At 52.6% G+C, this 19,390-nt stretch carries 18 protein-coding genes and 3 pseudogenes; 10 read left to right on the forward strand and 11 right to left on the reverse strand.

All coding sequences use genetic code 11. The features are described 5' to 3' along the window. The first annotated feature begins 10 nt into the window (after window positions 1–10). From KRAC_RS48175 to KRAC_RS48185, 3 genes are all read left to right on the forward strand, one after another. Window positions 11–805, forward strand: coding sequence for a hypothetical protein (locus tag KRAC_RS48175; protein WP_007919827.1), 795 nt, complete (start codon window positions 11–13; stop codon window positions 803–805). A gap of 46 nt (window positions 806–851) precedes the next feature. Then, complete coding sequence (locus tag KRAC_RS48180) at window positions 852–1,739, forward strand: ABC transporter ATP-binding protein (protein ID WP_007919829.1); 888 nt, start codon at window positions 852–854, stop codon at window positions 1,737–1,739. A gap of 279 nt (window positions 1,740–2,018) precedes the next feature. Then, window positions 2,019–2,816 carry a GNAT family N-acetyltransferase gene (locus tag KRAC_RS48185; protein ID WP_007919831.1) on the forward strand — a complete coding sequence of 266 codons (798 nt, stop codon included), beginning with the start codon at window positions 2,019–2,021 and terminating at the stop codon, window positions 2,814–2,816. Window positions 2,817–2,958: 142 nt separating this feature from the next. Here KRAC_RS48185 and KRAC_RS48190 read toward each other — a convergent pair whose 3' ends face one another. After that, window positions 2,959–3,759 (reverse strand): hypothetical protein, encoded by an 801-nt coding sequence (locus KRAC_RS48190; RefSeq protein ID WP_040447339.1) that lies wholly within the window; start codon window positions 3,757–3,759, stop codon window positions 2,959–2,961. A 693-nt stretch (window positions 3,760–4,452) separates the two neighbouring features. Beyond that, window positions 4,453–5,706: an MFS transporter gene (locus KRAC_RS48195; protein ID WP_007919834.1), complete on the reverse strand. Its 1,254-nt coding sequence runs from the start codon at window positions 5,704–5,706 to the stop codon at window positions 4,453–4,455. Window positions 5,707–6,023: 317 nt separating this feature from the next. Here KRAC_RS48195 and KRAC_RS48205 point away from each other — a divergent pair, with 317 nt between their 5' ends. Then, window positions 6,024–6,989 carry a phosphotransferase enzyme family protein gene (locus tag KRAC_RS48205; protein WP_007919835.1) on the forward strand — a complete coding sequence of 322 codons (966 nt, stop codon included), beginning with the start codon at window positions 6,024–6,026 and terminating at the stop codon, window positions 6,987–6,989. Window positions 6,990–7,344: 355 nt separating this feature from the next. On the opposite strand, the gene KRAC_RS48210 is transcribed toward KRAC_RS48205, so the two are convergent. Next, window positions 7,345–7,764 (reverse strand): winged helix-turn-helix transcriptional regulator, encoded by a 420-nt coding sequence (locus tag KRAC_RS48210; RefSeq protein ID WP_007919836.1) that lies wholly within the window; start codon window positions 7,762–7,764, stop codon window positions 7,345–7,347. 127 nt (window positions 7,765–7,891) lie between these two features. On the opposite strand from KRAC_RS48210, the gene KRAC_RS48215 reads away from it, so the two are divergent. After that, window positions 7,892–8,809: an alpha/beta hydrolase gene (locus KRAC_RS48215; RefSeq protein ID WP_007919837.1), complete on the forward strand. Its 918-nt coding sequence runs from the start codon at window positions 7,892–7,894 to the stop codon at window positions 8,807–8,809. 256 nt (window positions 8,810–9,065) lie between these two features. Here the strand turns inward: KRAC_RS48215 and KRAC_RS80345 are convergent, their stop codons facing one another. Continuing rightward, a complete protein-coding gene (locus KRAC_RS80345; protein ID WP_420795885.1) occupies window positions 9,066–9,302 on the reverse strand; it encodes a hypothetical protein in 237 nt (78 codons plus the stop codon). Window positions 9,303–9,428: 126 nt separating this feature from the next. Here KRAC_RS80345 and KRAC_RS48225 point away from each other — a divergent pair, with 126 nt between their 5' ends. The 5 genes and pseudogenes from KRAC_RS48225 to KRAC_RS80350 all read left to right on the forward strand — a co-directional run bounded on the left by KRAC_RS48225 (window position 9,429) and on the right by KRAC_RS80350 (window position 13,586). Beyond that, on the forward strand, window positions 9,429–10,361 hold the full coding sequence (locus tag KRAC_RS48225; RefSeq protein ID WP_274532216.1) for a WD40 repeat domain-containing protein: 933 nt from the start codon (window positions 9,429–9,431) through the stop codon (window positions 10,359–10,361). Between the two features lie 171 nt (window positions 10,362–10,532). Next, a pseudogene (locus KRAC_RS67925) lies at window positions 10,533–10,778 on the forward strand (GNAT family N-acetyltransferase); the annotation flags it as partial. A 230-nt stretch (window positions 10,779–11,008) separates the two neighbouring features. Next, window positions 11,009–11,737 (forward strand): HAD family hydrolase, encoded by a 729-nt coding sequence (locus KRAC_RS48230; RefSeq protein ID WP_007919844.1) that lies wholly within the window; start codon window positions 11,009–11,011, stop codon window positions 11,735–11,737. Window positions 11,738–11,762: 25 nt separating this feature from the next. Continuing rightward, window positions 11,763–12,362, forward strand: a complete 600-nt coding sequence (locus tag KRAC_RS48235) for a DUF6939 family protein (protein WP_007919845.1) — start codon at window positions 11,763–11,765, stop codon at window positions 12,360–12,362. A gap of 50 nt (window positions 12,363–12,412) precedes the next feature. Continuing rightward, window positions 12,413–13,586: pseudogene (locus KRAC_RS80350) on the forward strand (RNA-guided endonuclease TnpB family protein). Between the two features lie 193 nt (window positions 13,587–13,779). On the opposite strand, the gene KRAC_RS48245 reads toward KRAC_RS80350, so the two are convergent. The 7 genes and pseudogenes from KRAC_RS48245 to KRAC_RS48270 form a co-directional block, all read right to left on the reverse strand. Continuing rightward, window positions 13,780–14,466 carry an NUDIX hydrolase gene (locus KRAC_RS48245; RefSeq protein WP_007919846.1) on the reverse strand — a complete coding sequence of 229 codons (687 nt, stop codon included), beginning with the start codon at window positions 14,464–14,466 and terminating at the stop codon, window positions 13,780–13,782. Between the two features lie 93 nt (window positions 14,467–14,559). Continuing rightward, on the reverse strand, window positions 14,560–15,474 hold the full coding sequence (locus tag KRAC_RS48250) for a serine/threonine protein kinase (protein WP_007919847.1): 915 nt from the start codon (window positions 15,472–15,474) through the stop codon (window positions 14,560–14,562). Between the two features lie 111 nt (window positions 15,475–15,585). Continuing rightward, window positions 15,586–16,410 (reverse strand): DUF4097 family beta strand repeat-containing protein, encoded by an 825-nt coding sequence (locus tag KRAC_RS48255; protein ID WP_007919848.1) that lies wholly within the window; start codon window positions 16,408–16,410, stop codon window positions 15,586–15,588. Window positions 16,411–16,884: 474 nt separating this feature from the next. Further along, window positions 16,885–17,274 (reverse strand): WD40 repeat domain-containing protein, encoded by a 390-nt coding sequence (locus KRAC_RS48260; protein WP_007919849.1) that lies wholly within the window; start codon window positions 17,272–17,274, stop codon window positions 16,885–16,887. 46 nt (window positions 17,275–17,320) lie between these two features. Next, a complete protein-coding gene (locus tag KRAC_RS67930; RefSeq protein WP_007919850.1) occupies window positions 17,321–17,680 on the reverse strand; it encodes a virulence activator alpha C-terminal domain-containing protein in 360 nt (119 codons plus the stop codon). A 30-nt stretch (window positions 17,681–17,710) separates the two neighbouring features. Then, window positions 17,711–17,896: pseudogene (locus tag KRAC_RS80355) on the reverse strand (PadR family transcriptional regulator); the annotation flags it as partial. Between the two features lie 122 nt (window positions 17,897–18,018). Further along, window positions 18,019–18,855: an LLM class flavin-dependent oxidoreductase gene (locus tag KRAC_RS48270; RefSeq protein ID WP_007919852.1), complete on the reverse strand. Its 837-nt coding sequence runs from the start codon at window positions 18,853–18,855 to the stop codon at window positions 18,019–18,021. Window positions 18,856–19,390 lie beyond the last annotated feature (535 nt).

Below are 19,390 nucleotides of genomic sequence, written 5' to 3' on the forward strand. Positions count from 1 at the left end.
AGTGTTTCCCGTGAGCAATCAGTTGTCCGCTTTTCTGGGGGTCTTCCGCTACGAGTTCCTGATGCAGGTACGCAGACGTGCCCTTTGGATCACGTTTACGGTCGTCTTTCTGCTCTTTTCACTTTTCTTTGTCGCCTCCGATATTCTCAAGGATGTGCCTGCGTTCCTGGCGCAGACCTCGTTGGTAACGGTGATCATTTTCTGGACGTTGTATATCAACACGTACCTGCCAATCTGCGTTGGTGTTCTGCTGGCTGATCGCCTCCCACGTGACCACCGCGTTAAGGTTGATGAACTGCTCACAACCACATCTGCGGGGTTAAATGTCCGCCTTCTGGGAAAGTATCTGGGAGCGATGTCAGCAACCTTAATGCCGATGGTGCTCTTCTACATTATTGGAACAATTTACATCACTGTTCTTTCACAAAATATAATGACCATACCGATTGCCGTGGTCACATTTCTAGCTATTGTCATACCGGGTATGCTCTTTATCAGCGCCTTCTCTATTGCGTGTCCGGCTGTGATGAAAGTGCCAATTTATCAATTCCTTTTTATTGGTTACTGGCTCTGGGGAAACATCTTCTGGTTTCGACCCGAAATCCCAACGCTTGGTCGCACGATTATTGCCCCCATCGGTATCTTTATGGCCTTTGGCCTCTTCGGACATGCTGGCTTTGATACACGTGGCTTGCACATTACACCTGCGCTTGGCCTTGCCAGTATAGCGGTCCTCGTTGGGACGGCGCTACTTGTCATGCTTGCCTTGACGCGTTACTTGCAATGGCAACAGGCTCGCCAATAGTGGCGTGGAAGTCTCCGAGTACTTTAGAGAAGGAGTTGAGTTCTTCATGAATATTCAAATTCAAAACCTGACGAAAACCTATCGTGGTAATGTGCAAGCCCTCAAGGGCATTCACCTGACCATCCCAAATGGGATGTTTGGCTTGCTTGGCCCTAATGGTGCGGGCAAAACCACGCTGATGCGTATTATGGCGGGTATTCTACGTCCAACCGATGGTATGTTGCGTATCGGTGAGCTTAATGGGATGACAGAGCATGGGCGCACAGAAATCAAACGCATATTAGGTTACCTACCGCAGGACCTGGGGATGTATCCTGATCTCTCTGCGCGTGAATTTCTTGATTACATCGGCATCCTCAAAGGAATGGACAATCGTAAGCAACGCCAGCAGCGGGTTGAAGACTTACTGGCCATGGTCGCGCTGAGTGATGTGGCAAAACGCAAGATTAAGACCTTCTCGGGTGGCATGAAGCGGCGTGTTGGGATTGCCCAGGCGCTTTTGAACGATCCCCAGTTATTGATTGTTGATGAGCCGACTGCGGGTCTGGACCCTGAAGAGCGTATTCGCTTCCGTAATCTGCTCTCTGACCTGGGCGGCGACCGAACTGTATTACTTTCCACCCATATCGTAGAGGATATCGCGCAGGCATGCAATAATCTAGCTGTGATGAACAGCGGAGCAGTGGTCTTTCAGGGAACTATTGCCCAGCTTTTACAGGAAGCACATGGTAAAGTATGGGTTATCTCTATGCCCAATGGTGTTAAGCCCCGGGGAAACTTTACGGTTGTTTCGACCCTCAATATGGGAGGAAATATCCAATACCGCGTGGTTGGTGAACTGAGTTCGTTGTCGAATGCGACACCTGTTGAACCAGGTCTAGAAGATGGCTACGTCTGGTTGATGCGTGAGCAGCATTCATTTCAAACAGTTTAGAGCCTGCTTTGGCTTCAGGGTTCAAAGAGTTCAAAACTGCCCATACATAAGAGCGCTTCATAGCTGAATATTTCCGATGGGTAAGGGTGTGTGGCGGCGCGCTGGCCTCGCCAGCGCGCCGCCACACACCCTTACCCATCGGAAATGAATGAATTTTGGAAAATCGACAAAAATCAGGTGTTATGATATTATGAAAGTCTGCTTGGTTATTTTAGATAATATGTATGCTTCCAGGATATAGTGTATTTCTAGTGTATTTTCGGGAAGGTGCTGTTTGCTATGACTGCTATTTTCTCGCCCTATTTGCCTGTGCTTGAAGGTGTGACGTATCGGCAGCCGCGTGGTGTGGAGGATGCCGGGGCGTTGGTAGCCCTGTTTGAGGCCTGTCGTGAGACCGACCAGATCGTTAGCGTGAGTACACTTGAGAGTATGCCGACGCTCACTGATGTGCGGGAACTGCTCCAACAGATCGATCCCGCGAACATGCTTGTGGCCTGCGCGGGAGAGGAGATCATTGGCTTTGTGCGCCTGAACTGGTGGCCTGAAGATTCGGGTACCTGGGCTTACTTGCATATGGGGCGTGTCGTGCCCACTTGGCGCGGGCGTGGCCTGGGAACCGGCCTGCTTCACTGGGCCGAGGAGCGCTTGCGCGCACTGGTGAGCAGCAATCCCGATGTCGAGAAATGGGAGTATGCTGCCAATCCCTCTGGCTTAAAGACTTCATCCACCGAGCTGCTCCAGCATGAAGGCTACCACCAGGCCTGGACAGGCGTGATCTATGAGCTATATGACCTGGCGAACCTGTCCCAGGCGAGCTTTGAAGCTGAATATAGCGTGAGCACCATTCGTCCCGAACTCTATCGTATCCTGTGGGAGGCGCAGCATAACGAGTTCTGGGCCGATCAGAGCGCCTTTGGCATCGAGGCTATGGACGAGGCGGCCTATCAGGAGTATCTCGCCAACTTTGAGCAGGGGCGCGTCGATCCTACACTCTGGTACCTGCTCTTCGCGGGCGAGCGTCCCGTTGCTACCGTACAGACGAGTATAATAGGCAATATAGGCGTTATCGGCCTCTGAGTATGAATGGAACGAAAACGCACGCTAAGGAATTTGGGGTCCCGACATAAAAAACCTTCTCAATTCCGGTAAGAGCGCCCCTGCCCCTAGCGAGATCTAGAGAGGCAAATATGGCGGGACCCCAGAGGGTCACTCTAAAAGGTCACTCAATCGAGAGCCAGACCTCGATGATTGACATCGGATCATCGGGGACCTGCCCACCCTGGGCTACGAGCTTCCTCATCTCCTCCTGCATTTCCGTGCAAAGCTGCCTGATCAGTGCCACCTGCTCCGCTCGCGTCGTGGCAAAGGACATGTTCAAACGCTGCCAGTGCAGCGTCTCTCCTGCAACGCGCTGTTTCACATCCTGCAACAAGTAAGCATTGCCAAATATGAAGCGATCTCCCATGATGAGATCTCCACGCAGAACATATTTAATACTGATAGATGTCATCATCCAGAAGGTGCTTACATCGCGTGACGCGAGCCGGAGACGCTCTTCGGCGGATTCTGAGGCTGGGGGCGCGCTGGGGAGGCCAACTTTATCGAGCAGCAAGCGGCACTCCTGTTGCTGGATTTGCGCGTCTTTTTGCGGAATCAGCACCCAGTCAACCGTAATGGCCGTCTCGCGATAGACAACGTGATTGAAACATCCCCCCGTTGGCGGAAAGCCTGGAGCCTCACAAAGGACCAGCGGTTGACCAAACTGCTTATAGAGAGCAAGTCGCTCGGCGCTGGTAACGGTTCCTACCTGCTGTGGACTACAAGCGCATAACTGTTCCGCGTAAGCGTCGGCGACCACGACGCGCAGGTCAAAATCGCTCAGCTCATCCCCTTCGTTTCGCCCAATGCTGCCAGTGAGCCAGGCTGCGACGAAACGCTCATCGTTGCGTAAAAAGGCAAGAATCTGCTCCAAGTGTTCATCTCTGTTGCGGGCATAGTCTCTACGCGAATATGATGACATAATCGTTCCTTTCCTATCTTTTGTGAATCCGTTTGTAATGCTCCCGCTTCCGGCCCGGTGTCGCGCCTGCGGCGCTCTCAGGGTTTCTACAATGTGAGAAATCATATGCCAAGCATGGGTTGCACACACTTTTACGGGAGAGAGGGAGAAAGGATGATATGCCAGAGATATGCACAAAAAAGCATCCATGTGCTGTTTTGCAACGGGAGGCAACTTCAGAGGATTGCGAGATAGCGAGAAGTGAGCAATGCCGATCCTTGCGATGAAGCTGCTAATGTGATGCCATCCATCATTGAGACGCAAAAGAAAATCCTGCTGCCCTACAGCAACAGTGTAGCTTTTCTCCTGTTATCTCTGGCACACATTAGCAATGACCCGGCATAGATAGCTCCTTTGTGAAAAATTTTGTATCTACAAAGTATCGAGATCTATTTTAACAAATATGGACGAATAAAGTCAAATTGGATGTTTCTGCCACTTTTGAGCCTCTCTCGTTTAATTAGGGTCACGGCATAAAAAACTCTAGAATCCGCTAAGGGTAGGGTCGCTCTTACCGGAATTGAGAAGGGCTTTTATGTCGGGACCCCATTTTGCTGGGTAAAAATATTGTGACCCCATGAAGCGACAATGGGAAAATGGGGAGTTCATTGAGCACTGGATGCTTTATCTCGTAACATCCCAGCATCAGTACTTCTACTCTTCCTCCTGTGGAAGCGTACGCAGAGTACGGACAGGAGAAAACCAGAGCCAGAGTTGAGCTAAAAGGAGACCACCAACAATGAGAAACAAGGTTGAGCGTATGCCTATCCATTCTCCAAGCCATCCTCCCAGGAGCGCTCCAAGAGGAGTTGTTGCCCAACTTACTACTTGCGTCGTTGCATTCACTCTCCCTTGCAGGGCATCCGGTGTGATCGACTGGCGAAGACTCACCTCGTGAATGTGATAGATGATGAGTGGACACACCGTCAGAAATTGGGCAAATGCCAGGGCCAGAGCGACTTCGAGGAACGAACCATGGGCAACAGGGACCAGAAGTGCCCCGCTGATACTCAAAAGAGGCACTGCGCACAGCGACCACCCCAGACCCCACCATTGCAACACGCGTTTTGCCAGCAGTGTTCCTATCAGAAAGCCTGCATTTCCACACGCATAGATGATCCCGATCCACAGCGAGTTGATTTTGAGGACTTCAGTCATGTAGACCAACAACAGCGAGAGTTGCGCTCCCCAAAAGATATTCGCCACTCCATTCGCCATGGCAAGCGCACGCAAAATAGGATTTTTGACCACAGCGTCGAGTCCGACGCGAATCTGTTCCCAGAGATTTTGCCGAGAGGCCAGGGAAACGTCACCCCCTTCTTTCCCACCCATACGCCAGATAAAGAGGGCAGAAAGAAAAAAGGAGATACTATCACCAATAATCGCCATGGGCGCCGTCACCAACTGAATAAAAATACCCGCAAGGCTGGGACCAGCAATCTGCGCGGCCGATTGACTGACCTGAAGCGCAGTATTGGCCTCAACCAGATCCTCACGCTCAACCAGCGAAGGGAGAAACGAAGTGGAAGCAATCGTAAAAATGACGCTCAGCACACCAATGAAAAAGTTCAATACATAGAGTGCTTCGATTCCTAAAAAATGCAGAAAGCTCAAGAGGGGGATAAGGGCCAGGAGCACTGTTCGTCCAAGGTCCGCGATCAGCAGCAAGGGACGCCGCCGTACACGATCAACCCATGCTCCCACCACAAATCCGAAGAGGAGCTGAGGGACCTGCCCCAGCGCGAGAAGCAATCCCATTTGAAATGGCGTTGCATGCAGTATGCTAATTGCTGTCAGCGGAAGTGCGAGCGTCGTAATCGCGGAACCAAAGAGGGAGATGGTCCGAGCTGTCCAGAGTTTGAGAAAATTGCTCTGCGACCAAAGGCTTTTTCTACGGGAGTACTCCATACAATGCTCGCCCTTTTTTGTTATCTTTTGGTCAAAAAGACACTGAGAGGCCTTTTGGCCATAGGTAAGTATACCTGAGATTTGCCAGCAATGCGACCATTGTTAACCATTTGTTGGCGCATTTCCCAAATATCTTGGCGAATGAGCAGCAAGATCTGACGAAGAAGAGAAGGGAAGAACAGAAAAAGAACTATTCCCGATACCACGCCAGATTATGGTTCTTGGACACATTCGGTGTGCTGCTCGTTAGGGAGAAGAACGTTTTTGTGAAAGATCAGGCTCATGAGGATCCTTGAGCCGAATGAAAGGAAAGCAACATGCCCTTTACTTTGCCTGATGCAGCTCTGGTTTCGGCTCTGACTGTCTGGTCGCTTCCCCAGCCACTGACGCTCACCCGCATTGCCGGAGGGTTTACGGGTGATATCTGGTATGTGGATACCAGCCAGGGACGCCTCGTGGCCAAATTTGCTTATGACACTCAGGAGGCGTTCGAGGCTGGGCTGCAAGCTGCTGAGATCATCGAACGTGCTGGTATTGCGAGTGGCGCACCGCTACGAACTGTGGCTGGGAAACGAACCGTCATGCTTGAGGGACCACCGACCCTCTTTCATCCTTTAGCCCTTCTGCATTTTGTTCCAGGAGAACCTCTGGACGTGAAACAGCCAGGGAGTGCGTACCTCGCAGGTTCCCTGTTGGGACGTATCCACACCATTCTGCTCCGTGAACAGTTCAGGCCACGAAGCGGCGACCGCCTCTTTGCCTATCTGAAAGAAGAAACGGTGGAGGTGGCTGCTCAGACTGGCTTACCTACCCTGCTCCAAAGAGCCGTTGAGGCTGTAGAAGCCTTTGAAGTGCGCACCCAGGTCACTTACGGAACACTGTATGGAGACAGCTTGCAAGTGCTCTATGACCGAGAAACACATCAAGTGGGCCTGATCGATTGGGGAGCGATTGGCTGGGGACCGCTTCTGTTCGATGTGGCTCTTACAGCAGAGCTTTTCTCTTTTAGCCAGGCTCAAACTGACTGTTTCTTGCAGAGCTATCTGGCTGAAGCCCCGATCGAGCCACAAGAGTTGGAAGGGTTGAAATTCTACCAGGCCTTGCACCATGCGCAATTGGCAAAGTTCTTCGCCTGGCGTCTGGCGCATCAAGCGACTCTCGGTAATCCTGATCCCCTGGCCAATGAATTGGCGCTAAGAGAAAACAGAACGACGCTTGAGCATCTCTTGGAGCAATCGCTTGCTGTGATACCTGTGCAATCTGTCCTTTCTAAGACAGAATAGTCTCAAACGACTCCATCTATCTGCTGGGCCCATGTGGGAGGCACACCGAAAGTGTCCAAGAACCCACGTAGGAGGGATGTTGCTCTTATGCCACAGGGCGGTGAGTAGTGTCCACACCTGGTCTGACGACCTTGTTAGATACCTCAGAAATGCCAAGAGTTCTCAGTCAGAAAGGTCTCGTGAGTGGCTCATTTGCCAATTATAAAAACAAATGCCCCTTCTCTAGAGAAGGGACGCGACTGCACTCGTAATGAGAAACCCTTTCTGCTCTAATCGTCATGGGTATTCCCTCGCGGAAGAGGCATTATGACCCTGAGTGTAAATCTTAGAATGATAGGTGCTGGGCTTTTCACCACTATCGCTGTTGAACACGGGTAGCGGTTTCTTCCTGGATCGGAGGATGATCGCTCTGATCATAGGCCATACGCGCTCGCGCGACCTCCTGCAAATGCTCGTATGCCCACATCTGGAGCATATTCACGGGCTTAACCAGTGTTTGTCCCAGAGGCGTGAGGGAATATTCGACGATTGGAGGCACAACGGCATGGACGACGCGCTGGACCAGGCCATTGCGTTCCATTGCCCGCAAGGTCTGCGTGAGCATCTTGGTCGAAATGCCGTCGATACGTTTGAGTATCTGGCTGAACCGCATCGCGCCTTCTTCCAATGCATAGACGACCAGGGGCGTCCACTCATCAGCGATCAATTGGAGGGTATCCCGCGATAGGCAGTCGGCCCGGAAAATATCAGGGCGTGATTGCTTCTTTGTTACCATAAGGTAAGTCTATCACTTTTTGGTTCCTTCTTACAAGAAACCATTTTTTCAACTATAGTAACTACCAGTGAGAGGTTATCCACTCATCTTATTAGATGAATATCCATATGAAAAAGGAGATTTCCTGATGCCTAGCCCAGAAAGCTTGCAGATTCGATCCTACTTATTGGCCCTCAAGGCTGCTCAAGGCGCTCCAGCGCCACTGGCAGAGCAGCGCGCTTCCTATGAGAAGCGCATCGAAACCTATGTGGGGCATCCTCTGGCCTTACCAGAAGGAACACGCATTGAGTCTGTGGACATCGATGGCATCCCTGCGGAATGGATTAGCCCGGCTGGCGCGGACCAGGAACGCGTGGTTCTGTTCTTCCATGGGGGGGCGTATGTCCTCGGTTCGCTCACCTCACATCGTGAGCTCGTCGCGCGTCTGAGCGCTGCGGCTGGGGTCCGCAGCTTGCAGGTTGACTATCGTCTCGCGCCCGAACACGTCTTTCCGGCCGCGCTCGATGATGCCCTGACGGCTTATCGCTGGCTCCTTGCTCACGGGACCAGACCAGAGCAGATCGTGCTTGCTGGTGACTCGGCGGGTGGCGGCTTGGGCCTTGCCTTGCTGCAAGTCGTGCGTGATCAACACCTTCCCATGCCAGCAGGGGCAGTTTTCCTTTCCCCCTGGACCGATCTCGCTGGCGCCGTTGACAGTCGAGCGACACGTGACGTGGCCGATCCCATCTTTTCTGGTAGCTTGATTAACTTTTTGGCGAATTTCTATGCTGGGACGGAAGAGAAACATAATCCACTGCTATCGCCCATTTACGCAGATCTACACGGTTTCCCACCCCTGCTGATCGAGGTGGGCAATGATGAAGTCCTTTTAGATGACTCTCTTCAGCTCGCGGAACACGCCAGAGCCGCGCAGGTTCCGGTCGAACTGACCGTCTGGGAGGGCCTGTGGCACGTCTTCCAGCAATACGCTTCCGTCTTACCTGAAGGACAGCAATCAATTGAGAACATGGGAAGGTTTATCCGCTCTCAGACAAGGACATTATGAGTGAAAGTCCTGACATCAAGCTGACCACTTTGTAAAAGCTGCATCAAAGCTCCTGGCGCTGGAAGTGTGGCTGAAATAATCCAACTTGTTCTCCGTTCTTGCATAAACTGAACCGCGGTAACTATTCAGAAGGGTGGAGTAAAAGCATTATTACGTGCAAATGCTGTTATGTTCGCAGCCATATCAAGCTCAAAAGCGAAAGCGCATGCACGATTTGTGTCTTCTACATGGGTCTTCTGAATAGTTACCAAAATCGCTAGGATCTTAGTCTACCCTCAAAGTGTGCCAGATCCGTTTTATTCGACAAACAACAATCGGCGCAGGTGCGATCAGCCCTGCGTGGTCGGCCTCCACCAAAGCGATGGGTATTGACGTAGACGGGGAGCAGTGGCTCAAGCAGAGCCCACAACTCATCAGAGATGCGAAACCCGGTCGTGGTGCGGTTGTTGGGCGTGCGCTGTCGCTGTCGCTTCTTCGTTTCTTGTTTGCTCATGACTTCTATTGTAGCAGGTTATTCAAAGAGGCTGTTAGCATCAAGGATGACTTGGAGGGTATAATTGGTGTACCCATGAAACAACAGCCTGACGAGCAATGAAAAAGATCAAGTACCAAAACTCGCCTGGTATCAGGCGAGCTCACGGAAGGGCGAACTTTTATGAGCCAACTCTCCAGAGGAGAGACAATCCTTATCCTTACCAATACCACGGGGTCTATCTGGGGCACCACCTGGTCCCCTGATAGCCTCCGCATCGCTACTACCGACCAGGATGCGCACGCCTGCATTTGGGACGCTCAGACGGGTCACCTTCTGCTCACCCTGACAGGCCACGCGGCAGGTGTCGAAAATGCCGCCTGGTCTCCCGATAACCGCTTCATCGCAACAGCAAGCCAGGATACCACTGCCCGCATTTGGGATACGACGACCGGTCGATCCTTGCTCACGCTCACCCATACGCACCCTCTTCATGGCATAGCCTGGTCGCCCAAAAGTCATCAGATTGTCACGGCTTGTTGGGACACGACCGCCCGCATTTGGGATGCGCTGACCGGCCAACTGGTGCATCCTCTTGCTGGTCACACGCAGCCTGTCAATGGCGTCGCCTGGTCGCCGGATAATCGTCAGATCGCCACTACCAGCGATGACCAAACGACTCACATCTGGGATGCGCTAACAGGACAATCCTCGCGTATCCTTACGGGTCACATAAACGTCGTGTATAGTGTGGCCTGGTCGCCGAATAGCCAGCAGATCGCCACTACCAGCGCCGACCACACCAGCCGCATTTGGGACACTGCAACTGGTCAGATGCTCCATACCTTTCGTGGCCACACCAGCCTCGTCGAAAGTGCCGCCTGGTCTCCTGATGGCATGTATCTTGTGACTGCCAGCAAAGACAGGACTGCCCGCATCTGGGAGGCCCAAACGGGCAAACTTTGTTTCATGCTCACTGGCCACACGGAGGGGATCAATAGCGTCGCCTGGTCAAGCAATGGTACCCATATCGCCACGGCCAGCCACGACCAGACCGTTCGCATCTGGAAGCTCTCCTGAGCAAGATCCTTCAAAATAAATGAACACGTGAGCAACAGAACCCTGGTTACGGATTCCCTCCCGGTTGGAAAGGGTTACATCTTCTCGTACACACGCTTCTGTTGACAGGGTTATTCGGATAGGCTGTAAGAGCTTGGATGGCGATAACGAACGTTATCGCCATCCAAGCTCTTAGCATGGTATTCCGGTCCATTAATACTCAGAGGCCTTATCGATGAAGTGAGCACCCATCCCGACTACCGGCGCAAGGGCCTGGCAAGAAGCTTGATTCTACATGCCCTCTACCGCCTTCGCGAGCGTGGCGTGACACATGTCAGCATCAGCACCGCCGAAAGGAACCGCCGGGCTAGACCCCTCTATGAGAAGCTTGGCTTCCAGCTCGTCAAAACCCTCCCCCGCTATCGCAAACAAACGTAAAGCCCTTCCAGAAGAGCCTCACGCCTGCGGCGCTCAGGGTAAGGGGTGTGGACGTGGAAAATGGAGCTTTGCTCCATTTTCCACGTCCACACCCCTTACCCTGGCGAGCTTGCGAGCCGAGGCCTATCCTGTGGTGTTGTCTTGTTAGCTTGCGTTGAGCCAGAAAGCGTGCGAACATAATAGAAGAGGTAGCCAGACCAAATTTATAAAGGATCACACAGAAAAAAATTATGAAAAACTATCAGGCAGCACTTTTTGATATGGATGGCGTTGTCGCGGATACCAATCAATCGGTTAGAGACTTCTGGTATATGCTGGCACGGCGCGAAAACATCACACTGAGCGAAGAAGATTTTAAGCATCATATTTATGGTTGCCCGGCGGAGCATACCCTGACCAGACTCTTCCCACATATGAGCGCCGAGACGCGGCTGGCGATCCATGAAGATATCATGGTTTTTGAGCGCAACATGTATTACCAGGCCATGCCGGGTGTCGTCGACCTCCTGCGCGACTTTAAGCGCCAGGGTATTCCTACCGCGCTCGTTACCAGTGGCAGACGCTGGCGCGTCAATCTCGCCTTCCAGCATATTGGCATTAGCGAACTCTTCAACGCCATCGTGACCGTAGAGAATATCACTCACGGTAAGCCCGATCCAGAATGTTACCTGCTTGGAGCGCGCCTGCTTGGCAAAGCCGCCGAGGATTGCCTCGTCTTTGAAGACGCTGTCAGCGGCATTCGCGCCGGATACGCCGCCGGCGCGACCTGCGTAGGTATCCAGGATGACACCGAGAGAGCACAGGCCCTGCGCGATGTTGGAGCCACCCTCGTCGTTTCCGACTTCCGCTCTATGCATCTGGCGCCATCCAGTGTGAGCGATTTCAGCACCCTCGTCATCCAGGCTGATGGCACCAAATATGCCCGCTTCACCCTGCAAGCGGACCGCGTGCGTCAGTAGCGCATTTTTTCAGGGAGAAAGCAGCATGCCAGTATTTGTTGAGAGCCATCGCCTCAGTGGTGAGACGATCAAGCATCGTCATGGCGAGGTGCAGGTTATCGATGTTACATCGCGTGGGGCTGATCCCTGGGTGCGCTTCAGCCCCTTCTATCCGCATGGCGATATTCCTGTGCCTTTCTCGCCTGGGTATACCAGTTGGAGCGTCGAGGGTGTCTGGCAGGGCTTGAAGGTCTTTGAGCAGGCTGGCGTGGATGTGAGCAAGTTTCGTATCGCCAATATGAAGGGTATCAAGCGCTCCGGTCGCAGCCTGGGCGGTGTGCTTGGGCATCGCGAGGGCGTGGATGGTGAGCGGTTGCTTGGCTACCGCGAGGCGCGTTCGGCCATCTACCTGCCCACCTATCGCTGGGTCCTGGAGCATGAGCTCCAGCCCGAGCTAGAGACCCTGCGCCAGCTTTCCGCCCAGGCGAGTGTGATTCTTTTAGATTACGAGACCAATGCCAACATTGATGACCTGCGTCGCCCCCTCTCCCACGCCGCACTCATTAAAGCTTATCTAACCGCGCCAGAAGACCCCTGTTGCGCAAACATGGGGATGAATGGCGCGCTCCTTTCTTGGGGTGGATAGGGCAGTGCAAATTGTTGCATTTTTGCACCGTAACTGCTATAATGTAACCTATGAAACAGAAACGCGCTTTCAAGTACCGCGTGTATCCCACGCCAGAACAACAGCAGATCCTTGCTCAAACCTTTGGGTGCTGTCGCTTCGTCTATAACTGGGCATTGCGCAAGAAAACCGATGCCTATTACAACGACCATCAGCGACTCTATTACAAAGAGTTGAGTCTCCTGTTGACTGACTTGAAAAAGCAAGAAGAGACACACTGGTTGAACGCCGTTTCTAGCGTGCCCTTGCAGCAAGCTCTTCGTCACCTGGACAAAGCGTTTCTCAACTTCTTTGAAGGGCGTGCCAAGTACCCCACCTTCCACAAAAAACGCAACAAGCAATCCGCCACCTATACCGCAAACGCTTTTACCTGGCACAATGGAGCTATCACCCTCGCCAAGATGAACGACCCCCTTGATATACGCTGGTCGCGCCCTCTGCCAAAAGATGCCCCCCCTTCGAGTGTGACCATCTCCAAAGACTGTGCTGGCCGTTACGCGCATCAGCATCCTTGTGGAAGATGAGATTGAGCATGTACCTGCCAATGAGCAGGCGATTGGTGCTGATCTTGGCTTAAAGTCCTTTGTGGTCCTCTCAACAGGCGAAGTGGTGGGCAATCCCAGGTTCTTCCACAAGGATGAAAAGAAACTGGGCAAAGCCCAACGTTGTCATGCCAGGAAGAAAAAGGGCTCGAAAAACCGAGACAAGGCACGTCTCAAAGTAGCACGCATTCATGCCCGTATCGCTGATCGCCGCCGTGACTTCCTGCAGAAACTTTCGACCCGACTCATACGCGAGAACCAAGTGGTGTGTGTCGAGTCGTTGGCAGTCAAGAACATGGTCAAGCACCCAACCCTCAGCAAAGCGATCAGCGATGTGGGATGGAGCGAGTTTGTGTCCCAACTCGAATACAAGGCCAACTGGTATGGTCGAAACGTGGTCAAGATTGACAAATGGTATCCCTCCAGTAAGCGCTGTTTCGATTGCGGTTATCTCCTCGACTCCTTAGCGCTTGATGTCCGTCAATGGGACTGCCCGGAATGTGGCGTCCATCATGACCGCGATATCAACGCTGCCAAGAATATTGTGACCGTGGGGCTCACGGTCCTCGCCTGTGGAGAGTCCATAAGACCTGGACGGGCTTTGTCTCGTTCAGGCAAGACTCAGCGAAGCAGGAAACCCTAGAGGCGACTCTAGGAATCCCCTGGCTGCCAGCCATGGGGAGGATGTCAATTGGAGAACAACTGGCCTACGTAATGCCTTGAAGGCACTAGTGGGGAGGATCAGTGTGGCGAAGGATGAAGAGGAGGCCAGGCAGGCACTCTCCTCTGAAGAGGCGACGCGTTAAAAGAGTGGTATAGGAGTTGTATCAATTGTGCTAGAAAAGTCCTCTGGCTTTTGCATACGCGTACGCTGAGAGCGTCAGGCCATCTATAATTTCATTGTCACGGATGAGGTGCTCAAATTCTGCTATTGGTACCACGTGTAATTCGGCAACGGCTTCATACAGTTCTGCCTCGTGGTATGTTTCGATCTCTGCATAATAGAGTTTGTTAGATGCCGCACTGATTCCAGTATCACTATAGACTTCTCCTAAAAAGACGAGGCGTACTCCAGCACCAGCCGCTCCAATCTCCTCGGCTAGCTCTCGCCTGGCATTTGCTTCGCTTGACGATCCCTGCTCGCCGAATCCTCGCGGAACCTCTAAATGCCATGTGCGCGTTGCATGACGAAAATGACGCAGCAGCACCACACGCCCCTGGCAGACGGGAAGGATAATGACGCCTGGATCTCCACCAGGATTCACAAAGCGTATATACGTGCCTAGAGAGCCATCGGGGAAGCACACTGCATCGCGCAGTAAAAGCAAATATTGATCTTGATAGACGATTCCCACCTTTGCCCACTCTGTTGGCAAATTATGTGCAGCCAGGCGCCTGGTCATCTCCGCTTCCGCCTGCTGTATTTTGTCTTCGTCCAGTAGGATTGTGAAGATTACGCCTGGTGGATTCACGAATAGTTGAGGGTGCTTTTGGGCAAAGGTCAGATACTCTCTGGTCGTCATTATTCGTCACCTTTATTGAAAGGAAATCTTTTCCACGGCATGAATATGCTATTTTCGTGCTGGTAGCAGCATAGCATAGGCTATTTCAGAGATTTAAAATAGGCCAGGTCGCTTGAATTGGCGCAGGAGCTCGGGGCGTGGCGTCTCGGGAGGTGGGGGAAGCGCCTCCGGCAAATCTTGTTCGATGGCCCAGGTGAGCGCCTGGGCGAAGTCGTCGACGCTGGGGAAGCGCTTCTCGGGACTCTTGGCCAGGGACTTCATGACCACCTGCTCAATCAGGGGCGAGAGTGAGGGATTTTGGCTGCGCAATGGAGGGGGCATATGGTGCAGGTGCTGCTCGACCATCTCATCGAAGGCGCCAGTAAAGGGTCGCGCGCCACAGAGCCACTCATACACGACCACGCCTAGAGCATACTGGTCGCTGGCGCGCCGTGGCCTGCCTAGAAGTTGTTCGGGTGCGCAATAGATCACAGTTCCCTCAAAATCATGCTGAATTGGCGCGATGGGATCGAGACTGTGCGAGACTACTGAGATGCCAAAGTCGCTTAACACAACTTCGTTACGAGCGTTGAGCAGCATGTTTTGCGGCTTGAGGTCGCGATGGATAAGCTGCTGCCGGTGCAGATAGCTCAGGGCTTGCGTGAGCTGTTGGGTATAGCGAATAACCGTGGCTGGAGGGACGAGGCTACCCCTGGCATGGCGCTCACGCAGATTGCCATTGGGCATATAGTCCATGACGAGATAGGTAAAGTGGTCCCGTGTGCCGTAGTCGCGTACGGATACGATATGTGAATGTTGTAGGCGCTTGATGCGAGCGGCATGAACATAGAAGCGCGCCAGGTCGTCACCTGCGCGTTGCCCTGGGAGAATTTTTACTGCGACAGGAAGCTGCTGGCCTTCCCGTTGCGCGAGATAAATTTCTGAGCCATCGCCGCGCCCCAGGAGTTTGAGCAAGCGGTAGCCATCGATATCTCGATCCAGGTCTTGCGTGTTCTCCGTAATTTGCATATTCGTCCCGTTGCTAAAGCCATTGCCACCTATATATCTTCTATTCGATTTTATGTTACGATTGTTCAGCTGTCAATTGCTTAGTACGTTTGTGATGGGGATTTTATAGATCTAGTTGGTGCGCTGGTGGACGAGGACGGAGCCGGTTGTGTTCTCGATGTGCAGGGTCGATTGAGTTGGCGATGTGCTTGAGGAGTCAAAATCGTTTTGCACCTGTCCCAGCATGGAATCGACGCTGACATCAACGAGGTCATCTTTGGAGAGAGTAGCTTCAATCGTGCCGGCGGTGGTCTTCATGGTGATGTTGCTTTGAGGGGCGACATCTCCATCAAAGGTGACGGTGCCTGCGATAGTCTCTATCCAGGAGGCACGGGTAAGGGTGGTCTGGTTGAGAATAATAGAACCTCCCTCGCTTTTGACGATTTGTTGGCCCGAAAGGTTCTCTAGCGTGACAGAGCCAGCGGCATCCTGAATATTGGTGTCGCTCGTTTCGGGCGTGGTGATGTCAAGCTCCAGGAAGGTTGTCTCGCTGCTATAAGTGAGGTTGGAAGCCTCCTTCCTGGCCTCAGCCCGGTTGATGTGCGAGGTAATTGTAATGGTATTGCCTTGTTGTGAGTAATTGGCTTCGATGGTATCGCCGTGTGCGGTATGCTTCGTGCCCTTAATGATGATCTGTTGAGTAGGTCCGTTATGGATATGTATACTGGCCGCATCGCTCTGGATGGAGATTAAGGGGTGCCCAGAGACGGTATACATATCCTGCGAGACCTCTACATCCTGCTGATCATTGTAGAAAAAATGCGAGATCGTATCTCCACTGCATGCGTTCACGAGGAGCAAAAGCAGGCCCATGAAGAGCAGGAGCGAGCCTGCACGCGCCGAGGCATTGATCAGGCATTTGCACGCAGCTTTATAGTTTGAAAATAGAAGACACATCTACTTTACCTCCACCTTTTCCACCTGCACTGATACTCTCTCGAAGATAAGATTTGCCGAACACGTGTAGCGAGAGTATGCTTCACTCAAAATTATACTCCTGCATGCAAATGTAGTTAATAATGATCTGGTAGGCATTAGCCTATAATGTAAGTGAAAAGAGGTTACAGCTCTACAAATGGAAAGTTTAGAGTAGCCAGAAAGGATGCGGGTTTTCCGTTCGGCCTCTGGGATCTCTGGCCAGTAGTGTCGATGCAATGTAAGAGCATGGGAGGCAGTATCATTGCGACTTTTCTCTACCTTAGGACTAGCATAGTCTACACTCGTGCAGCAATCTGAACTGACATGCATGCGACAGAGAGGTGTAGACAAGGAGGAAAAAGGGGCGGCTCCTCCAACTGTGAATAAGGTATTCTTTTTCGTAAACCCAGTGTTTCGCCTACTTGAGCAGTACCAGATAAGGGCTTTACCGCGTTACCCCCAGAGGCGAACCGTTGCATCGTCGCTGCCAGTAGCAATAACAGTACCCGAAGGCGACCAGCTCCCTGTAAATACACCTGCGTTGTGTCTCTGAATGGCGGCCAGCTCTTGCCCGTTTTGCACTTCCCAGAGTTGTACCAGGCCATAGGCGCGTGCGGTGCCCAGGAGTGAGGTATCAGGCGACCACACGACGGGATAAGCCCAGCCCGCATCTGTATGACCGGTTAGAACACGTACAAGTTTGCCTTGTGCATCCCAGATCTGGACAGTTCCAGCGTCGTTTGATGTGGCAACAAACTGTCCATCTGGCGAGTAAGCAACGCCATTGGGCTGGTCCTGGGGTGGGAGCTGGTGGGTAATCTTACTACTTTGGGTGTCCCACATAAATGTGTACTTATCATAGCGGTTCGAGATGTGAGTAAGTAAGCGACTATCCTTGCTCTGCTTCCTGTCGAGAATGGTTTGTCAACTGCTCCACCATCCAACGACACCAGGCGACTGAGGCTTGCTCCGCGTACACACCCGCATGGAGAGTCGCATAATTGCCAAAATCGGGCAGCGTAATATCCAGTTGCTCGCCATGCTTGTGCTCGATTCGGGCCAGGATGTGTTCATACTCAGCCAGACGTGCCGCGTGCTGCTTCTCCTGCTGCCGAAACAACGTGATAGCCTGCGAAGGGTCAGCTAGCCAGATAGCGTAGGCCTTGAGCACAAGCTCATCTCGTGGCGGTGATAGCTCAATGGGTGTGGTCACCCATGTGCGTAAGGCGGCAAGACCACTCTCTGTCACGGAGAAAAGCCTCTTGGCCGGGCGAGTAGGTTGCGCGACCACTTGCGCGGTAATAAATCCCCCCTCTTCCAGGCGGGCCAACTCACTGTAGATGTGGCTGGAATGAGCAGTCCAGAAGAAGCCAATAGGTCGTTTAAGGCGTTGAGCCAGGTCATAGCCAGAGGACTCCTGGCGAGCGAGAAGTGCCAGAAGAGCGTAGCCTAGAGTCGTGATAATCTTTCTCCGCCAATAATGCTATTATTCCAATATTGGAATAATAGCATTATTGGCGGAGAAAAGAGAAGAGGGAAGGCATATAGACATGCGTTCCTTCAAAGAGGTTTAATCTCATTGGCTGGCTAGATGCGGATGGGTCCCTGCCTGATACGCGTGAGTGCTTGCGGTACGCTGGTATGCCACTCAATGCGCTCTTGCATCCAGGTAACGCCAGCGTCTATATAGGCCCTGGCGGTTGTGCGGTCCTTTTCGGGGTCCGTGCCTGTTTCAAGTGTGCTCGCGATGACATCAAAAGGCGCGTCACTGGTGCGATATTGCTGGATATATGCGCGAATCTCGCGATAATCCTCGGCGGTCAAGGCTTTATCCCAACAGATAGGATTGATGCCATCCCAACGTGCTGCGCGTTGAAAGGGCTTCTTATGTGGCCACGTTCCTGCCAGCCAGATGGGGATGCGTGGCTGCTGAACTGGTCTGGGCAGGAAAACTTCTTTGTTGACCTGGTAGTGTTTGCCCGTATAGCTGAATTGCTCGCCGCTCCAGAGTCCCAAAAGCACCTCCAAACCCTCATCGAGCATCTCGCCGTGGCGCTTGCTGTCTGCGGACTCTTGAAAGCCGCTATACTCCTGGCGGCGGTCGGAGCCGATGCCCAGCCCCAGGATAACGCGTCCCTGCGAGAGGTGGTCAAGAGTGACGATCTCGCGAGCAAGCTTCCAGGGACGACGGCGTGGCAAGGGAGTTACCAGTGAACCCAGTGTAATTTTGCTTGTTGTCATGACCATGGCGGCCAGCGCGATCCAGGGATCGGCTGTTGGCTCTACGAGGTTGCGGCCCGGATGAATATGGTCCCAGATAAAAAAGCCATCCCAACCGGCAGCCTCTGCTTCCCGGGCGAGTTCCGCGAGCAAGCGGGGGTCGCTATAGGCGCCAAAGTTGGGGGTATTAAGCGCAAATTTCATGATGTAGATTGATCCTTTTCGCTTTTGCTATGCCTGTATTGTATGCCTGTTTACTGGTAGAGGCAAGGCGTTTGGTTTGACTTAGAGACTCAAGTCGTCTTGTTGAGACTATTTATGCCTGTGATACGAGTTATATATGTGGGGGTATTCTTGCGATGCCATTCCCTTACGTGAACTACCACTGAGCTGAAGACGCAGTGGCTTCTTCGGAAGTCACTGAAGACTTGGTTCAGTAACTTCTTCGGAAGTTTGAGTTCACCAGACTGTGCCCCAGAAATGGGAGCTCCGTTCGATAGGTCATGACACCTGCGGTTGACGCATCAGACCGCTGCTCTGTCGCTGAGAGTTAAGTAGGCTTGAGGGAAGGGCCGGTGCTCTCGGTGTAAAAAGCCTTTTGAACCTTGTCGAGATGAAGCCGGATTCCCTTCGTGGTCAGAGCGAAGGGATACGCACCACCTGCCTTCGGGCAGAGCTTTTTGAGTCAATGGATCGTCTTTTGTTCAAAAGAACAGGGGGCGGTCCGGCGATTCATCCA

Source organism: Ktedonobacter racemifer DSM 44963 (genome assembly GCF_000178855.1).
GTDB lineage: Bacteria > Chloroflexota > Ktedonobacteria > Ktedonobacterales > Ktedonobacteraceae > Ktedonobacter > Ktedonobacter racemifer.